The 23627-nt window shown below is 73.8% G+C and carries 23 protein-coding genes and 1 riboswitch; of the genes, 6 read left to right on the plus strand and 17 right to left on the minus strand.

Annotation, left to right across the window (positions count from 1 at the left end):
* Positions 1 to 8: 8 nt before the first annotated feature.
* The 5 genes from V6U77_RS04255 to V6U77_RS04275 form a co-directional block, all read right to left on the minus strand.
* Positions 9 to 506, minus strand: a complete 498-nt coding sequence (locus V6U77_RS04255) for a hypothetical protein (RefSeq protein WP_334604855.1) — start codon at positions 504 to 506, stop codon at positions 9 to 11.
* Between the two features lie 184 nt (positions 507 to 690).
* Positions 691 to 864 carry a CsbD family protein gene (locus V6U77_RS04260; RefSeq protein WP_101413916.1) on the minus strand — a complete coding sequence of 58 codons (174 nt, stop codon included), beginning with the start codon at positions 862 to 864 and terminating at the stop codon, positions 691 to 693.
* A 164-nt stretch (positions 865 to 1028) separates the two neighbouring features.
* Positions 1029 to 3278 carry a heavy metal translocating P-type ATPase gene (locus V6U77_RS04265; protein WP_334604856.1) on the minus strand — a complete coding sequence of 750 codons (2250 nt, stop codon included), beginning with the start codon at positions 3276 to 3278 and terminating at the stop codon, positions 1029 to 1031.
* An 11-nt stretch (positions 3279 to 3289) separates the two neighbouring features.
* Complete coding sequence (locus tag V6U77_RS04270) at positions 3290 to 4288, minus strand: hypothetical protein (protein WP_334604857.1); 999 nt, start codon at positions 4286 to 4288, stop codon at positions 3290 to 3292.
* 29 nt (positions 4289 to 4317) lie between these two features.
* Positions 4318 to 4527, minus strand: a complete 210-nt coding sequence (locus V6U77_RS04275) for a heavy-metal-associated domain-containing protein (protein WP_334604858.1) — start codon at positions 4525 to 4527, stop codon at positions 4318 to 4320.
* 151 nt (positions 4528 to 4678) lie between these two features.
* Between V6U77_RS04275 and V6U77_RS04280 the strand changes: the two genes are divergently transcribed.
* The 3 genes from V6U77_RS04280 to V6U77_RS04290 all read left to right on the plus strand — a co-directional run bounded on the left by V6U77_RS04280 (position 4679) and on the right by V6U77_RS04290 (position 7953).
* A complete protein-coding gene (locus tag V6U77_RS04280) occupies positions 4679 to 4981 on the plus strand; it encodes a metal-sensitive transcriptional regulator (protein ID WP_334604859.1) in 303 nt (100 codons plus the stop codon).
* A 307-nt stretch (positions 4982 to 5288) separates the two neighbouring features.
* Positions 5289 to 6635: a YibE/F family protein gene (locus V6U77_RS04285; RefSeq protein ID WP_334604860.1), complete on the plus strand. Its 1347-nt coding sequence runs from the start codon at positions 5289 to 5291 to the stop codon at positions 6633 to 6635.
* Between the two features lie 166 nt (positions 6636 to 6801).
* Positions 6802 to 6932: riboswitch (cyclic di-AMP (ydaO/yuaA leader) on the plus strand.
* Between the two features lie 4 nt (positions 6933 to 6936).
* A complete protein-coding gene (locus V6U77_RS04290; protein WP_334604861.1) occupies positions 6937 to 7953 on the plus strand; it encodes a coiled-coil domain-containing protein in 1017 nt (338 codons plus the stop codon).
* A 68-nt stretch (positions 7954 to 8021) separates the two neighbouring features.
* Here the strand turns inward: V6U77_RS04290 and V6U77_RS04295 are convergent, their stop codons facing one another.
* The gene (locus V6U77_RS04295) at positions 8022 to 8774 is read right to left on the minus strand and encodes a carbonic anhydrase (RefSeq protein WP_334604862.1); all 753 of its coding nucleotides are present in this window, start codon (positions 8772 to 8774) and stop codon (positions 8022 to 8024) included.
* Between the two features lie 210 nt (positions 8775 to 8984).
* On the opposite strand from V6U77_RS04295, the gene V6U77_RS04300 reads away from it, so the two are divergent.
* Both V6U77_RS04300 and mycP read left to right on the plus strand, forming a co-directional pair.
* Positions 8985 to 9362: a helix-turn-helix transcriptional regulator gene (locus V6U77_RS04300; protein ID WP_334604863.1), complete on the plus strand. Its 378-nt coding sequence runs from the start codon at positions 8985 to 8987 to the stop codon at positions 9360 to 9362.
* Positions 9363 to 9372: 10 nt separating this feature from the next.
* Positions 9373 to 10623: a type VII secretion-associated serine protease mycosin gene (mycP, locus tag V6U77_RS04305; protein WP_334604864.1), complete on the plus strand. Its 1251-nt coding sequence runs from the start codon at positions 9373 to 9375 to the stop codon at positions 10621 to 10623.
* A gap of 105 nt (positions 10624 to 10728) precedes the next feature.
* On the opposite strand, the gene V6U77_RS04310 is transcribed toward mycP, so the two are convergent.
* From V6U77_RS04310 to eccCa, 10 genes are all read right to left on the minus strand, one after another.
* Positions 10729 to 12063: a WXG100 family type VII secretion target gene (locus V6U77_RS04310; RefSeq protein ID WP_334604865.1), complete on the minus strand. Its 1335-nt coding sequence runs from the start codon at positions 12061 to 12063 to the stop codon at positions 10729 to 10731.
* A 16-nt stretch (positions 12064 to 12079) separates the two neighbouring features.
* Entirely contained in the window at positions 12080 to 12661 is a 582-nt protein-coding gene (locus tag V6U77_RS04315) for a hypothetical protein (RefSeq protein WP_334604866.1), read from the minus strand.
* Between the two features lie 33 nt (positions 12662 to 12694).
* Positions 12695 to 14173, minus strand: a complete 1479-nt coding sequence (locus V6U77_RS04320; RefSeq protein WP_334604867.1) for a S8 family serine peptidase — start codon at positions 14171 to 14173, stop codon at positions 12695 to 12697.
* A gap of 82 nt (positions 14174 to 14255) precedes the next feature.
* The gene (locus V6U77_RS04325) at positions 14256 to 14534 is read right to left on the minus strand and encodes a WXG100 family type VII secretion target (RefSeq protein WP_334559164.1); all 279 of its coding nucleotides are present in this window, start codon (positions 14532 to 14534) and stop codon (positions 14256 to 14258) included.
* A gap of 28 nt (positions 14535 to 14562) precedes the next feature.
* Entirely contained in the window at positions 14563 to 14871 is a 309-nt protein-coding gene (locus tag V6U77_RS04330; protein WP_089002280.1) for a WXG100 family type VII secretion target, read from the minus strand.
* Between the two features lie 169 nt (positions 14872 to 15040).
* On the minus strand, positions 15041 to 15286 hold the full coding sequence (locus V6U77_RS04335) for a hypothetical protein (protein ID WP_334604868.1): 246 nt from the start codon (positions 15284 to 15286) through the stop codon (positions 15041 to 15043).
* A gap of 45 nt (positions 15287 to 15331) precedes the next feature.
* Positions 15332 to 16057, minus strand: a complete 726-nt coding sequence (locus V6U77_RS04340) for a hypothetical protein (protein ID WP_334604869.1) — start codon at positions 16055 to 16057, stop codon at positions 15332 to 15334.
* A gap of 31 nt (positions 16058 to 16088) precedes the next feature.
* Positions 16089 to 16382, minus strand: a complete 294-nt coding sequence (locus V6U77_RS04345) for a hypothetical protein (RefSeq protein ID WP_334604870.1) — start codon at positions 16380 to 16382, stop codon at positions 16089 to 16091.
* A gap of 18 nt (positions 16383 to 16400) precedes the next feature.
* Entirely contained in the window at positions 16401 to 16823 is a 423-nt protein-coding gene (locus tag V6U77_RS04350) for a YbaB/EbfC family nucleoid-associated protein (RefSeq protein WP_334604871.1), read from the minus strand.
* 95 nt (positions 16824 to 16918) lie between these two features.
* Positions 16919 to 20881, minus strand: a complete 3963-nt coding sequence (gene eccCa, locus V6U77_RS04355; RefSeq protein WP_334604872.1) for a type VII secretion protein EccCa — start codon at positions 20879 to 20881, stop codon at positions 16919 to 16921.
* Positions 20882 to 21049: 168 nt separating this feature from the next.
* Here eccCa and eccD point away from each other — a divergent pair, with 168 nt between their 5' ends.
* Positions 21050 to 22447: a type VII secretion integral membrane protein EccD gene (eccD, locus tag V6U77_RS04360; protein WP_334604873.1), complete on the plus strand. Its 1398-nt coding sequence runs from the start codon at positions 21050 to 21052 to the stop codon at positions 22445 to 22447.
* Positions 22448 to 22469: 22 nt separating this feature from the next.
* Here the strand turns inward: eccD and V6U77_RS04365 are convergent, their stop codons facing one another.
* Positions 22470 to 23543 (minus strand): type VII secretion protein EccE, encoded by a 1074-nt coding sequence (locus V6U77_RS04365; protein ID WP_334604874.1) that lies wholly within the window; start codon positions 23541 to 23543, stop codon positions 22470 to 22472.
* Positions 23544 to 23627 lie beyond the last annotated feature (84 nt).

The raw sequence follows: 23627 nt of genomic DNA on the forward strand, positions 1-23627 counted from the left end.
GGGCGGGCTCAGGCGCGGCACTCCCGGGTCAGCTTCGGCGGGATGCCGGTGAAGGTGGCGTCCATCCAGGCGGCCGGCCGGGACTCCCGGGAGCCTGCGTCGATCCGGTCCGCGGTCTGTTCGATCAGGGTGCGGATCTGCGGGTCGGCGGCCCGGCGGGCCTGGGCGCGTACGTCGTCGGCCAGTCCGGCCAGGTTGCGCCGGAGTTGGTCGGCGACCTGCTCCCCGGTGAGGTCACGGGTGAGGGAGGCCGCCGAGTCGGCGGCGATCCGCCGGCTGCCGGCGACGATGACCCGGTCGACCTCGCGGCAGACCTCGGCGGTGTTGGCGGCGGTCGTGGCCACCGGGGAGGGGCTCGGGGTGGGGCTCGCCGGAGCCGTCGTACCCGCCGGGGACGCGCCGGTGCGGGCGGCCTCCTCCCGTGCGGTCTCCTGACATCCCATCGCCAGCACCCCGAGTGCCACGGTCGCGGCGGCACGCCGCGCGTAGACGACGGATCGGGACACGGGGACCTCCCGTTCGGGGTCTCGGCCGTCCTCGGGTGACGGCACGGATTCGGCCGACGCCGCGGTGGTGGGACGTCGACCTGGCAAGGATCGGCACCGTCCGCCGGTCACGTCGCCCGGAGACGCCGGTAACGCCCTCCGCCGGGTCGGCTTGGACCGATCCGGCGGAGGGCGTGTACGGATGTCAGCTCTTGAAGGCGTCCTTGATCTTCTCGCCGGCCTGCTTCAGCTTCGCGCCGGCCTGCTCGTTGCGCCCCTCGGCCTCGAGCCGCTCGTTGTCGGTGGCCCGGCCGGCGCCTTCCTTCAGCTTGCCGGCCGCATCCTCGGTCGTGTTGTTGATCTTGTCATCGAAACCCATGTCAACCTCCCGATTGGCTGTGCCGGTACGCCCCCTGATGTACCCCGTCCCGCCGCCGTCCAACCATTCCGGTCACGCACCGTCAGCCCGGGCCCCGGGTCGGTGCCCCGACGGGCGCCCGTGCCGCCGGCCCGGTGGGTGGGCCGACGGCACGGGCGCAGCGGTCAGGCCACCGGGCGGAAGCCGCGCAGCCGCAGGCTGTTGGCGACCACGAAGACCGAGGAGAACGCCATCGCGGCGCCGGCGATCATCGGGTTCAGCAGGCCGGCGGCGGCCAACGGCAGGGCCGCCACGTTGTAGGCGAAGGCCCAGAAGAGATTGCCCTTGATGATGCCGAGGGTGCGCCGGGCGAGCCGGATCGCGTCCACGGCGGCCATCAGGTCGCCTCGCACCAGGGTCAGGTCGGACGCCTCGATCGCCACGTCCGTGCCGCTGCCCATGGCCAGGCCGAGGTCGGCCTGGGCCAGCGCGGCGGCGTCGTTGACCCCGTCACCGACCATCGCCACCGTCCGTCCCTCGTCCTGGAGTCGCCGCACGACGTCGACCTTGTCGGCGGGCAGCACCTCGGCGATCACCTCGTCGATGCCCAGCTCGGTGGCCACGGCGCGGGCGACGGTGGTGTTGTCGCCGGTCAGCAGCACCGGTGTCAGGCCGAGCGCGCGCAGCCGCGCGATCGCCGCCCGGCTCGTCGGGCGGACCACGTCGGCCACCGCAAGGACCCCCCGGGCCCGGCCGTCCCAACCGGCCAGCACCGCCGTGCGTCCCTCGGCCTCCGCCGTGGCAGCCGCGCGGGCGACCTCCTCCGGTACGTCGAGGCCGTGCTCGCGCAGCAGCCGGGGACGACCGATCAGCACCTCCCGGCCCTCGACCGTCCCGCTCACCCCGAGCCCCTCGGAGTTGGCGAAGCCGTCCACCGGCGGCAGCGTGCCCGCCTCGGCCGCCCCGGCGGCGACCGCCCGGGCGATCGGGTGCTCGGACGCGGACTCCAGCGCCCCCGCGAGCCGCAGCAGCTCGGCGCGGTCCTCGCCGGCCGCCGGGAGCACGTCCACCAGGGTCATCCGGCCGGTGGTGACGGTGCCGGTCTTGTCCAGCACGACGGTGTCCACCTGCTTCGTGGACTCCAGCACCTCCGGCCCCTTGATCAGAACGCCGAGCTGCGCGCCCCGGCCGGTGCCGACCAGCAGGGCGGTGGGCGTGGCGAGCCCGAGGGCACACGGGCAGGCGATGATCAGCACCGCCACGGCGGCGGTGAACGCGGCGGTGGCGCCCGATCCGCTGCCGAGCCACCAGCCGAGGGTGCCCACCGCGAGGGCGATCACGATCGGCACGAAGACGCCGGAGATCCGGTCGGCCAGCCGCTGGACCGCCGCCTTGCCGGTCTGCGCCTGCTCGACCAGCCGGGCCATCTGGGCCAGTTGCGTGTCGCCGCCGATCCGGGTGGCGGTGACCACCAGCCGGCCGCCCGCGTTGACGGTCGCGCCGACCACGGGGTCGCCCGCAGCGACCTCGACCGGGACGGACTCGCCGGTGAGCATGCTGGCGTCGACCGCCGAGGTGCCCTCGTCGACCACGCCGTCCGTGGCGATCTTCTCGCCGGGCCGGACCACGAACCGGTCCCCCACGGCGAGCTGGTCCACCGGGATCCGGGTCTCCGTGCCGTCGCGCAGCACCGCGACGTCCCGGGCGCCCAGTTCGAGCAGCGCGCGCAGGGCCGCCCCGGCGGTCCGCTTCGCCCGCGCCTCGAAGTAGCGGCCGGCGAGGATGAACACCGTGACCCCGGCCGCCGCCTCCAGGTAGATGTTGCCGGCGCCGTCGGTGCGGTTGATGGCGAGGCTGAAGGGGTGGGTCATCCCGGGCGTACCGGCGGTGCCGAGGAAGAGCGCCCAGACGGACCAGCCGAACGCGGCCAGGGTGCCGAGCGAGACCAGGGTGTCCATGGTCGCCGCGCCGTGCCGCAGGTTGATCCAGGCCGCCCGATGGAAGGGCAGGCCGCCGTAGACCACGACCGGGGCGGCCAACGTCAGTGACAGCCACTGCCAGAAGTCGAACTGCCAGGCCGGCACCATCGCCAGCGCGATCACCGGCACGGTGAGCACGGCCGAGACCCAGAGGCGGGTACGCAGGCCGCGCAGCTCGTCCACCGGCTCGGCGGCCGGTTCACCGCCGGCGGGCGTGGGCGGCGGCGGCAGGACCGCGGTGTAGCCGGTCTTCTCCACCGTGGCGATCAGGTCGTCCGGGGTGACCTCGTCGGGGTACTGGACGGTGGCCTTCTCCGTGGCGTAGTTGACGGTGGCGCTCACCCCGTCCATCCGGTTCAGCTTCTTCTCGATCCGGGCGGCGCAGGAGGCGCAGGTCATCCCGCCGATCGCCAGTTCGATCCGGTTCGGCGCCATCAGCAAGGGCTTGGTGGTCATCACGCTTCCCGTCAGTCGTGCCCGTGACCGGGGACACCGTGGCCGGCGTCGGCGGTGGGGGAACTCGGGGCGGCGGGGGTGCCCGCCGTCGGGGCGGCTGTCGCGGCCGGGACACCCGGCGCGGCCGGGCTGCCGGCGACGACGGTGAACTCGGCGGTACGCACGACGCCGCCGTGCTTGAAGTCCAGGTAGAGCCGGTAGGCGCCGGCCGACGGCATCTCCGCCGAGAAGCTCACCTCGGGGCCGGGCCGCGTCCGTCCGTCGCCCGGCTCGCCGTGCGGGTGCACGTGCAGGTAGGCCAGGTCGCCCTGGCGCAGCGCCACCAGGTGGCCGTACGCGCCCAGGTAGGGCTCCAGGTCGGTGACCGGCGCGCCGGCGCGGCTCACGGTCAGGGTCAGCTCGGCGGTGCGGCCGGGCTGCGGGGCGCCGGCGAGGGTGACGGTGTAGCCGTCGACCGTGGTGCTGGTCGCCGGCGCGGGCAGGGGCCGCCCGGTCAGCGCGCCGGGGACGGTCACGTCGACGCCGAGGGTGAGCGCCTCGCCGCCGGTCGGGGTGAAGTCGGCGAACGCCCGCCAGACGCCGGGACCGGCGAGCGGCGAGTCGACCCGCCAGGTGCCGTCCGGGGCCATCTCCGGGTGCACGTGCCGGAAGCCCGAGAGGTCCCGGCGGGCCACGATCAGGTGCATGCGCTTGTCGTGCGCCACGTCGTACGCGGTCACCGCCCGGCCGTCCGGGCCGGTGACCTGGAAGGCGAACTGCCCGGCCGGGGCGTCGAGGGGACGCAGCGTGTACCCCCGGTCGGAGACCAGCAGGCCGCCGGGCAGGTGCGCCGCCGCGCCGTTGTCGCCCCCGTGTCCGGCTCCGCCGTCGCTCCCGTGCCCCCCGGCGGCGTCGTGCGGGGCCTCGGCGGGCGGCGCCACGGGGTCGGCCACCCGACCGACCCCGTACGTCGTGCCGAACACCACCGCGAGGCCGAGGGCGAAAGCGCTCAGCTTCGTCGCCGTGTTCATGGTGTACCTCGTCTTCCCCGTGCCCGCTCTCAGGCGCCGACGAGGTCGTAGCCGGCCTCGTCGACGGCGGAGCGCACGGTGTCGGTGTCCAACGGGCCCTCGCTGGTGACGGTGACCCGACCGGCGGCGACGTCGACCTGGACGTCGCTGACGCCCGGGATCGCGCCGACCTCGTTGCTGACCGCGGTGGCGCAGTGCCCGCAGGTCATGCCCTGCACCTGGTACGTCGTGGTGGTCATCGCACTCTCCTCTCGAACGCCTCCAGCCTATACCCCCCAGGGGTAAAGCGGAGGCAAGCCGCTGCCATTTCCTCTTACCGGTACCCGGTGGGGGTATCCCGGCCGGGAACGACCGTAGCATACCCCCGAGGGGTACGGTATCCTCGACCCCATGACCACACCGACGCCCACCCCGACCAGGGGTTACACCGCCACCAAGGACCAGCTGCTCGCGCGGCTGCGCCGCGTCGAGGGGCAGGTCCGTGGCATCGAGAAGATGGTCGACGACGACCGCTACTGCATCGACGTGCTCACCCAGATCTCCGCCATCCAGGCCGCCCTCGACAAGGTCGCGCTCGGCCTGCTCGACGGGCACGCGCGACACTGCATGCGCGAGGGCGCGGCCGAGGGCCGCGCCGACGAGGTGGCCACCGAGATGATGGCCGCCGTCGGCCGCCTGATGAAGCGCGGCTGACCCGCCCCGGCACCCGGCCCCGCGACGAACGCGGGCCCCACGGCGACGCCACACCACGACACCGCCCCGCACGACCTGCGCCCGGATGCCGGGGTGGCTACCATTCGGCCGGTGACGCTCCGGATTCCACGCCCGCGCCGCCTCCCCCGCCGGGCGGCTGCGGGCGCCCACAGCCGGGCAGGTGCCTGCGACCGCGGTACGTGACCTCGGCACCACGCCGAGCAGATCCCGTCCCGCCACACGGGGACCTTGAACCGACCGGCACGCCCGGTGCGTACCACGCCCCGGATTCGTTGGGAGACACTCGATGGGCGCCGATCACACCCGTCCCGCTCCGTCCGCCCCACCGGGGGTGCGGCGGGTCCTCGTCGCGACGGTGGTGCCCCTCTTCGTCGCCACGCTGATCGCGGCCCTGGTGCTGTGGCCGTGGGACAGGCCCGATCCCGTGGACGGCGCCGACGCACCCCGCTACCACGGCACCGTCACGCGGGTGGTGACGCAGCCGTGCCCACCGGCCCCGGAGACCCCGGAGGGGAGCCCGGGGGCGGAGGGCCCCTGCGGCACGGTGACCGTGCGGGTGCAGGACGGTCCCGACGCCGGCCGGCAGGTCCAGACGCCGGTGCCCGCGGGCCCCGGCGCGCCGACCGTCGCCGTGGACGACGAGATCATCCTGGTCGAACTCACCGACCCCGCCGATCCCACAACCAGCAGCTACAACATCTCGGAGCACCAGCGCGGCAAGCCGCTGATCTGGCTGGTCGCGCTCTTCGCGGCCGCCATCGTCGCCTTCGGACGGTGGCGCGGGCTGGCCGCGCTGGCCGGCCTGGCGGCGAGCTTCGCCATCCTGCTGACCTTCGTGCTGCCCGGCATCAGCGCCGGGAGCCCGCCGCTGCTGGTCGCGGTCGTCGGCGCCGCCCTGATCATGTTCGTGGTGCTCTACCTGACCCACGGCGTGACCGCGCAGACCTCGGTCGCCGTGCTCGGCACGCTGGGCAGCCTGGTGCTGACCGGCGTCCTCGGCACGATCGCCACCGCCGCGACCCACCTGACCGGGTTCGGCAGCGAGGACGCCACCACGCTGTCGATGTACCAGGCCGACGTCGACCTGCACGGGCTGCTGCTGGCCGGGATCATCATCGGCTCCCTCGGCGTGCTCGACGACGTCACGGTGACCCAGGCGGCCACCGTCACCGAGCTGGCGCACGCCAACCCGGGGCTGTCCCGCGTCCAGCTCTACCGGGCGGCGACCCGGGTCGGTCGGGCCCACATCGCCTCGACGGTGAACACCATCGTGCTGGCGTACGCCGGCGCCTCACTGCCGGTGCTGCTCCTGCTGACCGCCGACTCGCGGGCGGTGACCCAACTGCTCACCACCGAGTTCCTGGCCCAGGAGATCGTCCGCAGCGCGGTCGCCACCCTGGGCCTGATCGCCGCCGTGCCGCTGACCACCGGGCTGGCGGCCCTCGTGACCACGGCCGGCCGACGCGGCGGGGACGCCACCGACCGCGGGGCGCCACCGACCGCGCCGGCGCCCCGACCCGCGGCCGACCGCACCGAGGCGCTGGAGGCGCTCAGCGGGCCCCGCGCCGCCGACACGCCGTCCGCCGCTCCCGGGTGGTCCGGCCGGAACGGAGACACGGACACCGCATGGTGACACTCCTCAACGTGACCGGACAGGACGTCCGGCCTGATAAACGCGTCACTGATCACCGTCCGCCATTACGAAATAACGCATTTAGTCGGCTTAGGGACGTAGATCCCCGGGAGTGCTCTCGGGTAACCTCGCTGCCGGTCACCGCCGAAGGCGCGCAGCGGCGCCTGCGGTGCCGCCGCCCAATCGCCACCAGGCGAGCCGGGAACCCAGGTACGTGGGGTGAATCCGCGACAGCGGTAGGGGCCACTTCCGCCCCGAACCCGTCAGCTAACCCGGTCGGCGGTCGACGGAAGGGAAAACTGTGACGGCACCCCTACGCCGCTGGTTGACGCCCGTGGTGGCCGTGTTCGCCGCCCTGGCGGTCTTCGCCGGGCCCCTCCCGGCGGCGGCCGCGCCCACCCCACCCCAGCCCTCCGGGCACGGTGACGACGAGCCCAAGCTGCTCGACGACCTGATCGAGGCCCGGAACCGCTCCTACGTGCAGGCCAAGGCGAAGCTGGCGAAGTCCAAGAAGCGCCAGCTCGAACTGGCCCTGGAGGTCGACCGGGCGCAGGCCGAGCTGAACGCCCTGGCCCCGCAGGTCAGCCAGATCGCCGCCCAGTCCTACCGGACCGGGCGGATCGGCGCGGTGTCGATGCTGCTGGACACCGCCAGCCCCGACTCGTTCGTCCGCCGCGCCGCCGCCCTCGACGAGCTCAACCTGGTCAACTCCAAGAAGCTCGCCGAGGTGAACGCGGTCAAGGACCGCGCCGAGCAGGCCAAGCTGGCGCTCGACGCCGAGGTCCGCGAGCAGCAGAAGCTGACGAACGAGATGGCCCGCGGCAAGCGCGAGGCGGAGAAGGCGCTCGCGCTGGTGGGCGGCAGGGGGCTGACCAGCGGCAAGGTGGTCGCCACCTCGCCGGTGGCCCGGATGGCACCGGGTCGCACGGCTGACGGCGACTGGAAGCCGCTGTCGGCCACGGAGGCCGATCCCACCACCTCCGGCCGGATCACCGCGCGCACCCTGCACATGTACAAGGAGGTCAAGCGGGCCGGGTTCAACCGGTTCGTCGGCTGCTACCGCCCCGGCGGGCCGTACGAGCACCCGAAGGGCCGGGCCTGCGACTGGTCGCTGCAACGCAGCGGCTTCTCCCCCTGGCACAACGACGACACCTACATGTACGGCAACAACCTGACCGCCTTCCTGGTCCGCAACGCCGACCGGCTCGGCATCTACTACGTCATCTGGAACCGGCAGATCTGGTTCCCGGCGACCGGCTGGAGTTCCTACAGCGGCCCGTCGAACCACACCGACCACGTCCACGTGTCACTGCTCTAGCCGGGACCACACGCACACAGAGGGCCGCCCCGCCGAACGCGGGAGCGGCCCTCTGTCGTCGTACGGGATCAGGCGAGCGCGGCGCTGGCCGCCGGCTCCGGCTCGTCGACCGCACGGGCGGGCTCCGCGGCCACCGTCCGCACCTCGCCGGCGGTCAGCCGGTACGACATGCCGACCACCCCGCACCGACCGGCCGCCACCGCCGCGGCGAGCACGGCGGAGCGGTCCAGCATCGCCTCGACGGTGTACGCGATGTGGATGTCGACGATCCCGTCGATGTCCTCGACGCCCTCGGCGGAGGCCCGGCGCAGGCTGGGCACCACGGCGTCCACCACGGCGCACAGGTGCCCGACCGGCGCGGTGCCGGTGGCGTCCGCCGCGCGTGCGGCCTGCACGGCCCCGCAGGAGTCGTGCCCGAGCACCACCACCAGCGGCGTGCCCAGGACCGTGACGGCGTACTCGACGCTGCCCAGCACCTCGGGGCCGATGGTGTGCCCGGCGGTGCGGACGACGAAGAGGTCACCGAGGCCCCGGTCGAAGATGATCTCGGCGGCGAGCCGGGAGTCGGAGCAGCCGACGATGACCGCGAAGGGGTGCTGCCCGTCGGCGACCGCGGCGCGGTGCCCGGCGTCCTGGTTGGGGTGGCGCGGGGCGCCGGTCACGAACCGCCGGTTGCCGGCTTGCAGCTCGGCGAGCGCCTGCCCGGGACTCGCGGGAACGACGGACACGGCCCCGACGTCGGCCGGGGCGACGCCCGTGATCGACGCCCGAAGCGCCCGCTCCGGGCCCGGTTGAGTGCCTGGCGATCCGGGACGACTCATCTGACACCACGCTCCCGCACATGAACGGCCTGGTCACCCGGGCCGACGCTGGACGCGGGCTGCCACCACCGTCACACGCACCGCAAGGTACGTCAAGATATGCGTGATATGCATTTCATGTGTTCGGCAGCCCCGGTACGGCGGAAGTCCGGCCCCGGCGCGCCCCGGGCCACGAGGGCGCGGCGCAAAACACGAGACCGGGGCCATACGATGACGGGCATGGCGACGACTGGGGAGACGGGGAGCACCCGCAACTGGACGTTCCTCACCAACCACGGACACGTGCTGCTCGCCATCGCCCGCAACCCCACCGCCCGGCTCCGTGACCTCGCCGACGAGGTGGGCGTCACCGAGCGGGCCGCCCAGGCGATCGTCGCCGATCTTGAGGCCGGCGGCTACCTGCACCGCACCCGGGTCGGCCGACGCAACGAGTACACCCTCAACCACGCCGGGCGGTTCCGGCACCCCGCCGAGGCGGACCGGCAGGTCGGCGACCTGCTCGCGCTCTTCACCGACGAGCCGGAGCCGGCCGAAGCCACCGAGCGCCCCGCGGAGGCGGCCCCGCGCGGCTCCGGCCCGCGGCGGTAATCTCACCGGCGTGCGCGACAGTTTCCGACCGGGCGGGCCCCAGCCGGCCCGCCGACCCGGGCGTGGTGCCCGCGCGGCCCTCGGCGCGGCAGCCGCGGTCCTGCTCGGCACCGCCGTCGTCGCCCCGGCGCCCGCCTCGGCGGCGGTCCCCCGCTGCGGCCCCCCCGGCGTCGCCGCCCCCGCCGGGACGCCGTGGCCGCTGAAGCGGCTCGAACCGTCGTCGGCCTGGCGGATCTCCCGGGGTGCCGGCGTCACGGTGGCGGTCATCGACTCCGGCGTCTCCGCCAGCCATCCGGTGCTGAAGGGCCAGGTCAGGGCGGGTCGGGACTTCAACGGCCTGCCGCAGCAGGAGGGCCGCTGCGACCTGGCGGGCCACGGCACCATCGTCGCCGGCATCATCGCCGGCAAGGAGGGCGCCGGCACGTCGTTCAGCGGCATCGCGCCGCAGGCCAGGATCCTTCCGGTACGCGTCCTGCCCGACACCAGGACCACCGCCGACGAGGGCCTGCCCGGCCAGATCGCCGCGGCGATCCGGTGGTCGGTGCAGAACGGCGCCGACGTGATCAACCTGTCGCTGGTGACCCTGGACCGGCAGGATCTCGCCGACGCCGTCCGCTACGCCCTCGACGAGGGGGTGGTCGTGGTGGCCGCCGCCGGCAACCGCCAGGAGAACCAGCAGGACAGGCCCGCCTACCCGGCCGCCTACCCGGGGGTGATCGCGGTCGCCGGGGTGGACGAGGAGGGCGGACACGTCGGCAGCTCGGTGAGCGGGGACTACGTCGACCTCGCCGCGCCCGGGCTGAACATCCTCGGCCCGGCCCCCGGAGGCCAGGGATATCTCGCCGAGCCGCAGGGCGGCACCAGCTTCGCCGCCGCGTACGTCTCCGGGGTGGCCGCGCTGGTGCGGGCCGCCCACCCGGAACTCGGCCCGGAGCAGGTCGCCGACCGGCTCATCCGGACGGCCGACAGCCCGCCCGAGGGCAAGAACGCCGAGGTCGGCCACGGGGTGGTGAATCCGTACCGGGCGGTGGCGAGCTTGCTCGGCACCCGTACCGACCCACCGGCCGGCGCGATGCCCCCGCCCCCCTCCACCGCCGATCCGCACGCCTGGCAGGGCACCGTCGCCCTCTGGGTCGCCGCCGTCGGCGCGCTCGTCGCCGGACTGCTGCTGTCGGTCAAGCCGATCCTGATCCGGGGACGGCGCCGCGGCTGGCGCCCGGGCCGCCGCCCGTCCGCAGTGGACGCGCCGCCGGCCGGCTGACGCCCCTGCCGCACCCCGCGACAGCAGCCCCACGGGGGGCCGTACGCCAGGAAACAGCGCCGGGCGCCGCCCACCACACGGTGGACGGCGCCCGGCGCGACCGCGTCAGCGCAGGATGCCCGGCGTACCGCCGCCGTCGGCACCCCAGACGTCCTCGTCCTCCTCCAGCCAGTTGTTGCGGGCGGTCTCCTCCTCGCCGTAACCGGCGCCACCCATGCCGGCCACGCCACCGACGCCTCGTGCGCCCGCACCGACGCCCTTGGCGCCCGCACCGGCAGCGCCCGCGCGCCCGCCGCCACGGCCGGCCCCACCGGCCGCACCGCCCATCATCGGCGCCATGCCGTTCGCGCCGAGCTTGCCGCCGGCACCGAGCTTGCCACCGGCGCCTCGGCCGCCACCGCGGTTGGCGCCGGCCGCGCCCCCGCCCATCATCGGTCCCATGTTGGGACTCACCGGCCGGCCGAGCGAGCCGCCGCCCGGGATCGCGCCACCGCCCAGGCCACCGCCACCGGAGCCCGGACCGCCGCCGGCGCCGAGCCCGGAGGTGCCGGGCAGGCCACCACCGCCACCGCCGACGGTGGGCACGCTCGGGGCACCGGCACCGGCCAGGCCGCTGCCGTAGTTCTCGCCGAGGCTGCCGGTGTTCGGCGTGTAGCCGGTGCCCGGCGTGTAACCGGTACCCGGCGTGTAGCCGCCGCCGTTCAGGCCGGGGTGCGCGGTGGAGCCGACACCGACGGTCCCGGTCTCGGGCACGCCGGCGCCGCTGAGCGACGGCATGCCGCCGCCCGGCATGCCGCCGGTCGAGGGCATCCCGCCCATGCTGGGTGCCCCGCCGGGGCTGCCGGCGCCGGGACCGGCGCCGAGGTCCGGCGTCTCCACGGTCGGAGCCCTGTCGAGGATCGGGGTGGTCTGGCCGGGCGTGCCCGAGTCGACGGTCACGTAGTCGCCGCTGACCTGGTTGTAGACCTTGGTCGCTTCCTCGGACTTGTCGTTGATCCAGTCGGCGAGCGAGGTGAGCGGGTCGAGCAGGCCCAGGAAGTCGGGCTTGACCTTCATCTCGAAGAGGCCCGTGTCGATCACGATCCGGCCGTTGCGTGCCTCCAGCACGTCGTTGACGCAGCTCGCGGGGATGGGGAAGTCGGCCTGCGCGGCACTGAGCTTGTCGGCGGCGGTCTTGAGCGACTGGACGATGCCGTTCTGCTTCTCGGCGTCGTCGACGACCCGTCCGGTGTCCGTGGCGATCTGCTTGATGTGCGTCTTGAAGGACTCGTACGCCGGGCCCTTCCACACCTCACCGAGATCGGCGACGTTCGTCTCCAGGCTCTCCTTGACGGAGTTCAGGTTCTTCAGCAGCTGCTCCCAGCCCAGCGCGGCGCTGGTGACGTCGCCCGGCCTGCCCGCGACGACGATCTGCTGGCACATCTCTTCCCAGCTCGGCATCCTGTCACCCTCCCGATCAGCCGTTGGATCCGTTGGTGGCGGCTTGGCTGAAGGCGCGCTCCATCTCGGCGGCGGACATGGCGTTCGCCTTCTCCGCCGTCTCGTAGTTCTCCTTGACCTCGCGCAGCGCGTTGGCGGCCTGGTAGAGGTCCTCGGCGAGCTTCCGGACGCTCTGCTGCGTGGCGGTGAAGAGGCTGCCGTGCTTGCGGGCCAGGTCGCCCGCCCGGTCGAAGGCGCCGAGCGGGCTCGTCGCCCCGCCGCCCACGCCGTTCATGCCGCTCGACGCCGCCGCGCCGCCCATCTTGTCCTGGATCTCGACCATCGTGTACGACTGCTTGTTGAGAAACGAGGCGTGCGACTCCAGCCACTCGATGGCGCTGTCCAGGCTGGACGCGTCCCACTCCGTGTTGTCGCCGCTCTCGCCCGCCCCCGGCACCAGGCCGGAGGGGGTCTGCGCCCGGTTGACGTTGTCCATCGTGATGCCGCTGATGTGCACGGTGGGTGCCAGCGGGGTGATGGGCATGTAGGGGGTGTCCACCCGGATCTCGTCCGGCTGCTCCGTCCTGTCCACCCGTGGGCTCGTCCGGTCGTCCGTCATCGGTTCCTCCCCGTCGCCGACTGACAATCTGGCTTACTGCTGGTGCCCGCCGGGAGCCGGCGGAGGTGGGGGTGCCGTGGGCGTGGCGCCGGGCGGCGGCCAGGCCCCGGCCTGGGGTCCCGGCGGCGCACCGTACGGGTGGGGCCCGCCGGTCGGCGTCGGGCCGTACCCGGGCGGGGGCCCCGCCTGGTGCGGTGCGGGCGTGCCCGGTGCTCCGCCGGGCGGTGGATAACCGGGCGGTGGGTGGCCGGGCGGTGGATAGCCGGGCGGTGGATAGCCGGGCGGTGGATAGCCGGGCGGGCCGGGTCGGACGACGGCCGCCTTCCGTCGGGACCGGCGCACCAGCACGATCACGAGGATCAGCAGCGCGAGGGGCACGAGCAGGCAGAGCGCCCCCTGCACCAGCGCGCCGGTGTCCTTCTTCATGCTGATCGACACCGCCGGACCGTCGCCCTTCGACGGCGTCGCCGCACCCGCGGACGGGCCGGCGCCCTCGGTGGCACCGGCGAGCAGTGGGTGCCCGTCCACCGCCGGCACGGACCGGGTCAGCGCGGCGAGCGGGTCGACCGCGCCGAAGCCGTACTGGTCGTCGCGGCCGGCCGGGCCCTTGTCGCGGGCGGTGCGGATCAACCGGTTCACCACGTTGGCCGCGTCCAGGTCCGGATACTTCGCGCGGACCAGCGCCGCCACCCCGGACATGATGGCGGCCGCGTCGCTGGTGCCGCTGCCGAGGCCGTAGCCGTTGGGCGAAACGTACGTCGGCCGCGGCGAGATGATCTTCTCCATGGGCGCGGCGAGCACCGCCTCCGGCCCGCCGACGCTGTCGGCGAAGTGCCCGCCGTCCTTCGCGAGGCCGGTCACGGCGATGATGCCGGGAATGCTCGCCGGGCTGCCGACGCCCCGGTCACCCTGCTGCCGGTTGCCGGCGGAGGCGACCACGACGACGTCCTTGTCCAGGGCGTACCGGACGGCCGCGACCTCCTCCGGGCTGGGCTGCGCGTCGGATCCGATGGACAGGTTGATCACGTCCGCGCCGGCGTCGGCCGCCCACCGGACGGCTTCCGCGACGTCTCCCGTGTCGAAGGGCCTGCCGAGCGCGACGGGCAGGATCCGCGCCTCGGGCGCGATGCCGAGGCACCGCATCACGCCGCCACCTCGCGACGCGATGATGCCCGCCATCGCCGTGCCGTGGGCCAACTTCCTGTCGTCGTCGCGCCGGCCGTCGGCCGCGGTCGCGGCGCCCACGCCCTTGCCCGGCAGGACCTGGCCGCGCAGGTCGGGCAGGCTCGCGTCGACGCCGCTGTCGATGACCGCGACGGTGACGCCCTTGCCCTTGGTGAGCTTGTGGGCCTGCGGGATCTTCATCGTGTCGAGGTACCACTGCAGGCCGCGCACCGTGTCGGCGTGTGCCGGAGCAGGCGCGGCCAGTGGACCGGAACCGGCGCCCACGGCCAACGCCAGCGCGGCGACGGCCAGCCTGAGCGCGGGCCGCGAAGGCTTCCTCGCACGCATGATTCTCCCAGGACCTATCGGCGCACAACGCGACGCGGCTCCGGTCCGGTCGAACCGGACCGGAGCCGCGTCGGCGATTGTGTCAGTTCCACGCCTTGGCGTTGCTCATCTCGGTGCTGACGTAGTTCTCGCGGGCGATGCCCACCGCGCCACCGATGTCGTTCAGGATCTTGTTGATGTCCCGGACGGCGGCGTCCCACTGCGCCTGGTGCTGCTCGTAGGCGGCACGGTCCTCACCGTCCCACTGCAGCTTGGACAGCATCGAACGCAGCGTGTCCAGCTTCTCGTCGATGGTCCGCGAGATGGCCATCATCTGCTGGTTGCTGTTCTCGAGGACCGCGTAGTCGACCTTGATGCTCATGAGTTCCTCCCCTGCTCGTGTCGGCGGATCACGGGTTGAGTGCAGAGTGGAACTTGTCCAGCATCTGCTGCTGCTCTTCGTCGTTCACCTGGTGCGTCGTACCCGACTTGTCGAGCAGGTCGGCGATGTTGTCCATCGCCGTCAGCAGCTTGCCCGTGTCCTCGTTCCAGCGCTGCATGAGCGACTGGAAGCCGGTGGACGCCTGCCCCTTCCAGGCGATGGCCAGGTCGTCGACCACGTTCCACAGCTTCTTCAGCTCGCCGTCGACATCGCTGCGCGTGGAGCGCACGTCACCCGCGGCGGTATGCAGAGTCGCTGCTTCGACCTCGAACGCCATGCTTCACACCCTTCCGTCTTCTTGTGGCGGCGCAGTCGCCGCGTCCTCCCCCGCCGCAAGGCAATCACCCCACCGACGGACACTCAGCCAAGACCGTAGCGGACGTCGTCCAGTCTGCGCAGCCCTGCCCCGGCCGGCCCAGCAGCCAGCCGCTCGACGGCCGGATCCGCTAGGAGGAACGGGAGTACGAGCGGACGTGCATCACCAGGCCCCCCACGAAGATGACGACCAGCATCACTACCGTGGTCCACTGCATCGCGTCGTCCGCGACGGAGCCGAGAGCCACCGCGAACGCGGCCGCGCTGCTGAGCACGACGATCTCCGCCGCCCGCCGGGCCGGGCGCGAGCCGGTCACCTGCGCGACCAGCCCGAGCACGAGGAAGACCGGCAGGGCGACCAGTGCGTATCCGAACAAGACCGTCTGCCACGCCACGGCGCCGCCCACCTTTCGTTCGGCCGCTCAGGCCGTGTAGAACCCCGAATCCTGCACCCAGTCGATCTTGATGTCCTTGATGTCGGGGTCGGGTCCCGAGGCGAAGCCCGGCCTGGACTCGGCGGTGAACTGGTGCACCTCGGCCCCCCGGAACGAGCTTCCGATGGTGGAGAGCGCCGCCCCGATGTCCTGGAAGACGAGCGCGATGATCGCCATGCTGGCGGTCAGGCCGGCCACCCCGATCGCGTTCGCCAGCGGGATGGTGGGCGGGAAGGCCTGGAGCGCCACCGCCGCGATCACCGCGATCAGGATCGTCGTCAACACGGCGACCAGAGCGTCGATCACGGAGTTGTAGTGGTCCTGGAGGCCCTGCAACGCGTCCTTGTTGGCGTTGAGCGCCTCGGCGAGGGCCGCGACCTCCATGTTGAGCTGCCGCACGAACGTGTCGAACGCCTCGCGGTCCTCGAAGTTCCACTCCTCGGCGGACGGCGGCACGCTCTCCATCGCCTTGCCGAACTGGTCCCCGCCGAGATACGTGGCCGCGTCGCCCCAGTTCTTGACGGCCTTGGAGATCTCGTCGTTGTCGAAGGACTCGAGGTGGACGATGGCGGCGATGAGGATGCCGGCACCGGCCAGCCACATCCAGTTGGCGCGGGCCGCCCCGGCCAGCGTACGCACCGGCGCGGTCTGTGCCGCGACACTGTGCGTCCCCACCACCGAGCCCGAGGAATTGGCGATCAGGATCTCCGGCATCAGCGCCTCCCTGCGTCCTGCGCCCGCGAGGTCACTTGACCACCCAGGGCTGGTCCGACTTCTCCCAGTTGCTTGCGGTCTGCTCGAGGTTGTCGGCCGCCCTCTGCAGGTGCTCGATGCCCTTGCTCAGGTTGTCGACGTGCTCGTCGATCACCGCGTTGTGCCTGCCCACGGTGCCGATGCCCAGGACGGTCATGGACATGCCGGAGAGCTTGACCTCGTCCAGCTTCTCCTTCGCGTTGCGCAGGAACGCCTTCGGGCCGTCCTCGGCGGCGAGCTTCTTCCCGGCACCTCTGATCGCGCCGACGTCGACCGTGTTCGCCACTGTCCTCCCCCTTCGTCGTCAGCCGCGCAGCCGGCGCAGCGGGTCGTTGATGTCCACCCCGAACTGGCGGAACCACTCCTCGGGGGTCACCTTCCCCGCCTCGGCCCGCCGGATCAGGTCCGCGCCGCCGACCATCTCCTCCACCAGCTCGCGCTGCCGCTCGGCGTGCGCGGCGTAGGCGGCGTCGATCGCCGCCTGGAGCGACTCGACCAGGGTGAAGCTGTCCAGCCGCATGGCCCGGGGGTTGATCTCGATGTCGCCGACCTTCATGTCACCGTCGACGGTGACCTGGACCAGGCCGTCCGGGCTCTCCCCGACGACCCGCAGTTCGGCGCGCTGCCGCTGGAAGTCGGCGAGCCGGCGCTGCTGCTCCTGCGCCTGCTGCAGGAGACCCTGCAGGCCGGCCGCTCCCGCGCCGCCGGGCGTCCACGATGTGCTCAAAACGGTCCTCTCGTCGGCTGCGACGCTCGTGCCGCAGGTTACCGGATGCCGTCACACCGGGGCGGTCCCGCCGACCGCCGCATCGGCGGGAGACCTCAGGCCGGCTCCGCCCAGGCGGTCTGGATGAGCTGCTGGCCGTCGCGTCGGCGCACCAGCGTGCCCCGGCCCGGCGGCTGCGGGCTCGGCCGCAGCGTACCGAAGACCGCACCCTCCTCCCGGTTGCCGGACATCAGCAGGCCGGGCTGGTCCAGTTCGCGCAGGCGTTGCAGGACCGGCTCGTAGAGCGCCCGCGCCACGCCACCCACCCGCCGGGTGACGATCAGGTGGAGGCCGATGTCACGGGCCTGGGGCAGCAGCTCGTGCAGGGCGCTGAGCGGGTTGTTGCCGCCCGAGGCGACCAGGTCGTAGTCGTCGACCAGGATGTAGAGGTCCGGGCCCTTCCACCAGCTGCGGTCGCGCAGCTGCGCGGTGGTGACGTCCGGGCCGGGCAGCCGGTTGGACAGCGCGCTGCGGATCGAGCCGAGTCCCTGCGCGAACACCTGGTTCGACGGCGCGTAGTCGAGCAGGTGGTCCCCCTCGACGGCACCGAGCAGACCGCGCCGGTAGTCGGCGATGACCAGCCGCGCCTGCGCCGGCGTGTAGCGCTCCGTGATGCCCCGCGCGATCAGTCGCAGCAGGTTGGTCTTGCCGCACTCGGCGTCGCCGAAGACCGTCAGGTGCGGCTCGTTGACGAGGTCGAGGTAGACCGGGGCCAGCGCCGACTCGTTGACGCCGATGGGCAGGCCGGGCGCCGAGCGGTCGACGACCCGGGCCAGCTCGCTGAGGGGCAGCCGGCGCGGCAGCAGCCGGACCTTGGGCGCCGGCTGGCCCTTCCACGCCTCGGCGACGTGCCGGGACAGGGCGATGGACGCCTCGGTCAGGTCGTCGATGTCGCGCCGACCGTCGATCCGGGAGATGGCCGTGAGGAAGTGCAGCTTGTCGCGGGTCAGACCCCGTCCGGGCGAGCCGGTCGGGACGTTCGCCGCGGCCCGCCGGTCGATCTCCGACTCGTTGGGGTCGCCGAGGCGCAGCTCCAGCTTCGTGCCGAGCAGGTCCCGCATGTTGATCCGGATCTCCGCCCACCGCACGGCGGTCAGCACCACGTGCACGCCGAAGCCCAGGCCACGGTTGGCCAGGGTGGTGATGGTCTGCTCCAGCTCCTCGTACTCCTGGCGCAGGGTGTTCCAGCCGTCGACGACGAGGAAGACGTCGCCGAACGGGTCGTCGGCGAACTCCCCGGCCGCCCGGCGCCGGCGGTAGCTGGCCACCGAGTCGATGCCGTGCTGGGCGAACCGGTTCTCCCGCTCGTCCAGCACGGCCACCACCTCGGCCACCGTCCGGCGTACCGCCTCGGTGTCCCGCCGCCCGGCCACGCCGGCCGTGTGCGGCAGCCCGTCCAGGCTGCGCAGCGCGCCACCGCCGAAGTCGAGGCAGAAGAACTGCACCTCGCGCGGGGTGTGGGTGAGCGCGAGGGAGGCGAGCATGGAACGCAGCATGGTGCTCTTGCCGCTGAGCGAGGCACCGACGATCACCACGTTGCCGCCGGCGCCGGCCAGGTCCACCAGCATGGGGTCACGGCGCTGCTCGTACGGTCGGTCCACGATGCCCACCGGAGCGGCCAGCCGCCCGCGCCCCACCCAGGAGGCGGTGCAGAGGCCGAACCTCCCGTCGACGCTCAGCGGCGGCAGCAGCTCGCCCAGGCCCGGCGGCTCCGCCAGCGGCGGCAGCCAGACCTGGTGCGCCGGGCGGCCCCGCCCCTTCAGCCGGTCGATGAGCACGTCCAGCATCGCCACGGCCTTGCCGTCGGCGGGCTGCTCCGGCTCGGGCGCGTCCGGCGCCGGCAGGGTCGGGTTCTGCACCGGCACGAAGTCGACCCCGTACCGGACGATCCGGCGCTGCACCAGCGCCCGCGACGAGGCGGCGGCCTGCCCCGGGGCCCGGTACGGCCCGGACACGTACGCGGCCCGGAACCGCAGCATGGTGCTGGTGTCGGTCTTCAGGTAACCGTGGCCCGGGGCGTTGGGCAGCTCGTACGCGTCCGGCACGCCGAGCACGATCCGGCTCTCCACCGCGGAGAAGGTACGCAGACCGATCCGGTACGACAGGTGGGTGTCCAGGCCGCGCAGCTTGCCCTCCTCCAGCCGCTGGCTGGCCAGCAGCAGGTGCACGCCGAGCGACCGGCCCAGCCGGCCGATCATCACGAAGAGGTCGATGAAGTCGGGCTTCGCGGCGAGCAGCTCGCTGAACTCGTCGCAGATGATCAGCAGGCTGGGCATCGGGTCCAGCGGCTCGCCCGCCGCGCGGGCCTTCTCGTAGTCGTAGCGGGAGACGTAGTTGCCGGCGGCCCGCAGCACCTCCTGGCGGCGGGTCATCTCGCCGGCCAGCGCGTCCTTCATGCGGTCGACCAGCGGCAGCTCGTCGGCCAGGTTGGTGATCACCGCGCTGGTGTGCGGCAGCGCGTCCAGCGAGGCGAAGGTGGCGCCGCCCTTGAAGTCGACCAGGACGAAGTTGAGCTCCTCCGAGGAGTGCGTCACCGCCAGCGCGCCGACGATCGTGCGCAGCAGCTCGCTCTTGCCGGAGCCGGTCGCGCCGATGATCAGGCCGTGCGGGCCCATGCCCTCGTGCGCGGACTCCTTGAAGTCCAGCTCGACCACGTTGCCGTCCGGCCCGACGCCGAGGGGGATGCGCAGCCGGTCGCGGTGGCTGCGCGGGCGCCAGGTCTGCTGCACGTCGACGGCGGCGGCGTCGCCGACGCCGAGCAGGTCCGGCAGCTCCATGCTCTTGGCCAGCGGCTCCTCCGACGTGGTCTGCTGCTGCGACAGCCGGAAGGGGGCGATCTGCCGGGCCAGCCCCTCGGCGGCCGTCTCGGTGAGCCGGTCCGGCCGGCCGAGCCGCGACGAGGAGGTGCCCCGGACGAGTTCGAGGGAGTCGCCGTCGCCCACGTCGAGGCAGAGCAGCCAGCGTCCGGCGTCGCGGGGCACGGTGCCGGAGAGGTCGATCACGGTCGCGCCGAGCAGTCCCGGCCCCATGAGCTGACAGGCCGCCGAGACCTCGCCGCCGTCGATCACCACCACGAGGTGCGCCGCCGCGGTCAGCGGCTTCGCCTCGGGCGCGAAGCGGGGCCGGCCGGCCAGCTCGCCGGCGAGCGCCTCCTCGGCCTCGGCGAGGCTCGCGAAGACCATCCGGCGGGCGCCCGCCGCGTCGGTCCGGGCGCTGTGGTGGTTGTGCGGCAGCCACTTCACCCAGTCCCAGGAGGGCTGCCGGTCCGGTGCGGCGACGATCGCGACGACCATGTCGTCCGGGGCGTGGAAGGTGGCGAGCTGACCGAGCGCGGCCCGGGTCAGGTCGAGCACCGGCTCCCGGTCACCGCGCAGCACCACCCGGCTGAACGCCCGCACCGACAGGGCGGTCGGCAGGTCCGGCACGGACGAGTGGGCACGCACGAAGCGACGCAGCGCGATGGCGCTCATCGGCTCCAGGTCCTCGACCGGCTTGGTCTCCGGCGGGACGATCTCCACGGAGAGCCGCTGCGGGCCGGTGGCGATCCGGGTCTCGCCGAAGTCGTCCTCGGTGATCCGCCGTTCCCACAGCCGCCGGGAGGCGGCGATCGACCAGAGCGCGTCCGGCTCCGGGTGCCGCCAGGCCATGGCCGCCCGCTGCTGCTCGGCCGCGCGCCGGGTGCGCTTGCGCATCTGGGCCAGGTAGCGCATGTAGTCGCGCCGGTCGGCGTTCAGCTCGGCCTTGTCGTTGTTGCCGTTGCTCAGCGACCCGAGCGCCATGCCCAGCATCGAGACACCGAAGAGGCCGCCGGCGATGTACGTCATGGTGCCGCCGCCCCGGCCGGCGTAGAGGAACGCCATGGCGCCCACGCCGCACATCATGGGCAGGATCATCAGCAGCTGCCCCATCCCGCGCGGGGTCGGCTCGGGCAGCTCCGGAGGCGACTCCAGCAGCACCTCGCCCCGCGGCAGCGCTGGCCCCGGCTGACGCGGGAGCCGGCGGAACACCACCGTGCTCACGGCTGTCTCCTCCCAGAAGCGGCCCTGATGAAGTTCGGCGAGCGACCGGAGTCGTCGGGTGGGCATCGTACGTGCCCGCCATCGTAGGTAATCTCCCGTGGGCGTCAGGAACCCGTGCGTCGGCACCCGTCGGCCAGGGGTGATCGTAGAGAGCGCGAGGAGGCCACTGTGGCGACGAAGACGGCGACCGGCGGCCTGAGCCGGATCACCATCGTGGCGCCCCGCACCCGGATGGACCTCGCGCTGCCGTCGGACGTCCCGCTCGCCGACCTGCTGCCGACCCTGCTGCGTTACGCGGGTGAGGACCTGGCCGACGAGGGGGTGCGGCACGGCGGCTGGAGCCTGGCCCGGCTGGGCGGCCAGCCGCTGGACGGCGGTCGTACCGCCACACAGCTCGGCATCCGCGACGGCGAGGTGCTCTACTTCAACCCCCGGTCGGCCACCGCGCCGGAGATCGTCTTCGACGACGTGGTCGACGCCGTGGCCACCGCCACCAACCAGCGTCCCGGCGCCTGGCAGGTGGGCACCACCCGGTCCTTCGCGGTGCTCTTCGCCGCCGCGGCGCTCGGCGCCGGCGCGCTGGCGGCGCTCCTCACCGGGCCGCCGCACCTGCCCGGCGCGCTGGCCGCGCTGGTCGTCGCGGTCGCCCTGGTGGTCTCCGCGGCCGTGTTGTCCCGGGCCACCGCCGACAGCGCGACCGGGTCGGTGCTCGGGGCCGTCGGCCTGGCGTACGCGGGCGTCGGCGGCCTGCTGCTGCTCGCCGGCGACCGCCCGCTGACCGGGCTGGCCGCCCCGCACGTGCTCCTCGGCGCCACGGCGGTGATGGTCTGCGCGGCGGTGGCCGCGTTGGCCGTCGGCGACCGGCTTCCGCTCTTCTTCGGGGCGGTCGCGGTCAGCGCCGGCACCGGGTTCGGCGCGCTGGTCAGCCTCGTCTTCGACACCCACGCGCCGGCGGCCGCCGCCGTCGTCGCCGCTGTCGCGTTCGGCGCGGTGCCGGCGCTGCCGATGGCGGCGTACCGGCTGGCCCGGCTGCCGGTGCCGTCCATCCCGACCGGTCCCGACGACCTGAAGAGCGACACCGAGTCGGTGGACGGCCCGCAGGTCCTGCAGCTCAGCGAGCGGGCCGACGAGTTCCTGACGGGCCTGCTCTGGACGGTGTCGCTGCTGGTGCTCGGCGCCCAGGTGGTGCTCGCGCTGCACGCCAGCCTGCCGGCGGTGCTGCTCTGTCTCGTGCTGGCGCTGCTGTCGCTGCTGCGGGCCCGCCCCTTCCTCGGCCGCGCCCAGCGCACCCCGGTGCTGTTCGCCGGCACCGCCGGGCTGGGCCTGACCGCCGCCGCCACGTTCGGCAACGGCTCGACGACGGTACGCCTCGGCCTGATCCTCGGCGGCCTGGTGCTCGCGGCCGTGGTGAGCCTGATCTACGGGCTCACCGTGGCCGGCAAGCGGATCTCCCCGGTCTGGGGCCGGCTGCTCGACATCGTGGAGATCATGCTGATCATCGCGCTGGTGCCGCTGGCCTTCTGGGTCGTCGGGCTCTACGGCTGGATCGTCAACCTCCGGCCCTGACCGCCGTGGCGTCCCCGCACGTTCAGTCGGTCGGGGACAGGGTCGCGATGGTGGTGCCCGCCGGGGCCGTGGCGTAGACGCCCGGGCCGTGCTGTCCGTCGACGGGGCGGGCCGGGGCGCCGCAGCGGCGCGCCACCTCCCGTACGGCCTTGACCAGCGCCTCCACGTGGTCGTCGAGCGCCGCCACCCGGAGCATCGGCGGGGCGACCCGCCCGCCGGGCAGCACCACGGCGGCCAGGGTGTGCGACGGGGCGGACGTCGACGTCACGGCGTCCACCAGCGGGCCGAACGGCGCGTCGGCCCGGGGCCGCAGGACCAGGCAGCGCTGGGTCCAGCCGCCGCCGCGCAGTCCGGTCCAGGTCTCCGCCGGCGGTGTCGGCGCGAGGTCCAGCCCGGCCGCCGAGACCACCGCCGCGCGCAGTTCGTCCCGGCTCAGCGGCCGGTGGGCGAGCCCGGCCGCGGTCAACGCCTTGCCCAGCCGGCCGATCCCGGCGGCCAGCGTGCGGTGCACCCCGGGCATGCCGCCGCCCCGGCTGACGGTCTCCACGCGGGCGTCGCGCACGGAGAGCCGCAGGGCCAGCCAGACCGTCCGGTGTGCCGCGGGCGGCGCCCCCGGCGCCGGGTACCAGACCAGGGTGTGCGAGACCACCTGGGCGCGGGTGACCGGGCCGGTGAAGTCGGCGAGCACGCGCAGCGCGCGGTCCATCACCGCCGCCTCGACCGATCCGGCGGGCGCACCGGCGCGGTCCTGCAACGCCAGGGCCGCGAACCAGCCCTGCGCGTCCTGCCCGATACCGAGGCGGGTGCCGCGGTCCGTGAGCTCCGTCACAGTCAGCTCCGGGGCCAGGGCTGCCAGCCTCGGATCGGCCCCGCCGCCCGCGGCGACCGTGCTCCTGGCCTCCTCCCGGCGCCGCCGCAACCGCCGGCGCAGCAGCAGGTCCTCATACCACCAGCGGCCACCCCGGCGGGTGAAGACCGCGGCCACCAGCGCCAGCGACAGCACCCCCACGACGGCCGCGAGCCAGTCCGGCCCGCCCAGGGCCGCCCAGACGGCCAGGGCGCAGAGTTCCAGCACCACGAGCTGTCCCACGGCCACGGGCCCGATCCGACCACGGTCGCGCCGGTCGGCCGGGACCACCGGCCGCTGGGCGACGCCGGACGGCTGCGGTGCCGGACGACC

This window comes from Micromonospora sp. CPCC 205546 (assembly GCF_036902715.1).
GTDB lineage: Bacteria > Actinomycetota > Actinomycetes > Mycobacteriales > Micromonosporaceae > Micromonospora.

What these genes read in the sequence shown, in the direction of transcription:
- V6U77_RS04260 (WP_101413916.1), bottom strand. Translation starts at nt 864, where the DNA reads ATGGGTTTCGATGACAAGATCAACAACACGACCGAGGATGCGGCCGGC.
- V6U77_RS04265 (WP_334604856.1), bottom strand. Translation starts at nt 3,278, where the DNA reads ATGACCACCAAGCCCTTGCTGATGGCGCCGAACCGGATCGAACTGGCG.
- V6U77_RS04270 (WP_334604857.1), bottom strand. Translation starts at nt 4,288, where the DNA reads ATGAACACGGCGACGAAGCTGAGCGCTTTCGCCCTCGGCCTCGCGGTG.
- V6U77_RS04275 (WP_334604858.1), bottom strand. Translation starts at nt 4,527, where the DNA reads ATGACCACCACGACGTACCAGGTGCAGGGCATGACCTGCGGGCACTGC.
- V6U77_RS04280 (WP_334604859.1), top strand. Translation starts at nt 4,679, where the DNA reads ATGACCACACCGACGCCCACCCCGACCAGGGGTTACACCGCCACCAAG.
- V6U77_RS04285 (WP_334604860.1), top strand. Translation starts at nt 5,289, where the DNA reads ATGGGCGCCGATCACACCCGTCCCGCTCCGTCCGCCCCACCGGGGGTG.
- V6U77_RS04295 (WP_334604862.1), bottom strand. Translation starts at nt 8,774, where the DNA reads ATGAGTCGTCCCGGATCGCCAGGCACTCAACCGGGCCCGGAGCGGGCG.
- V6U77_RS04300 (WP_334604863.1), top strand. Translation starts at nt 8,985, where the DNA reads ATGACGGGCATGGCGACGACTGGGGAGACGGGGAGCACCCGCAACTGG.
- V6U77_RS04310 (WP_334604865.1), bottom strand. Translation starts at nt 12,063, where the DNA reads ATGCCGAGCTGGGAAGAGATGTGCCAGCAGATCGTCGTCGCGGGCAGG.
- V6U77_RS04315 (WP_334604866.1), bottom strand. Translation starts at nt 12,661, where the DNA reads ATGACGGACGACCGGACGAGCCCACGGGTGGACAGGACGGAGCAGCCG.
- V6U77_RS04320 (WP_334604867.1), bottom strand. Translation starts at nt 14,173, where the DNA reads ATGCGTGCGAGGAAGCCTTCGCGGCCCGCGCTCAGGCTGGCCGTCGCC.
- V6U77_RS04325 (WP_334559164.1), bottom strand. Translation starts at nt 14,534, where the DNA reads ATGAGCATCAAGGTCGACTACGCGGTCCTCGAGAACAGCAACCAGCAG.
- V6U77_RS04330 (WP_089002280.1), bottom strand. Translation starts at nt 14,871, where the DNA reads ATGGCGTTCGAGGTCGAAGCAGCGACTCTGCATACCGCCGCGGGTGAC.
- V6U77_RS04340 (WP_334604869.1), bottom strand. Translation starts at nt 16,057, where the DNA reads ATGCCGGAGATCCTGATCGCCAATTCCTCGGGCTCGGTGGTGGGGACG.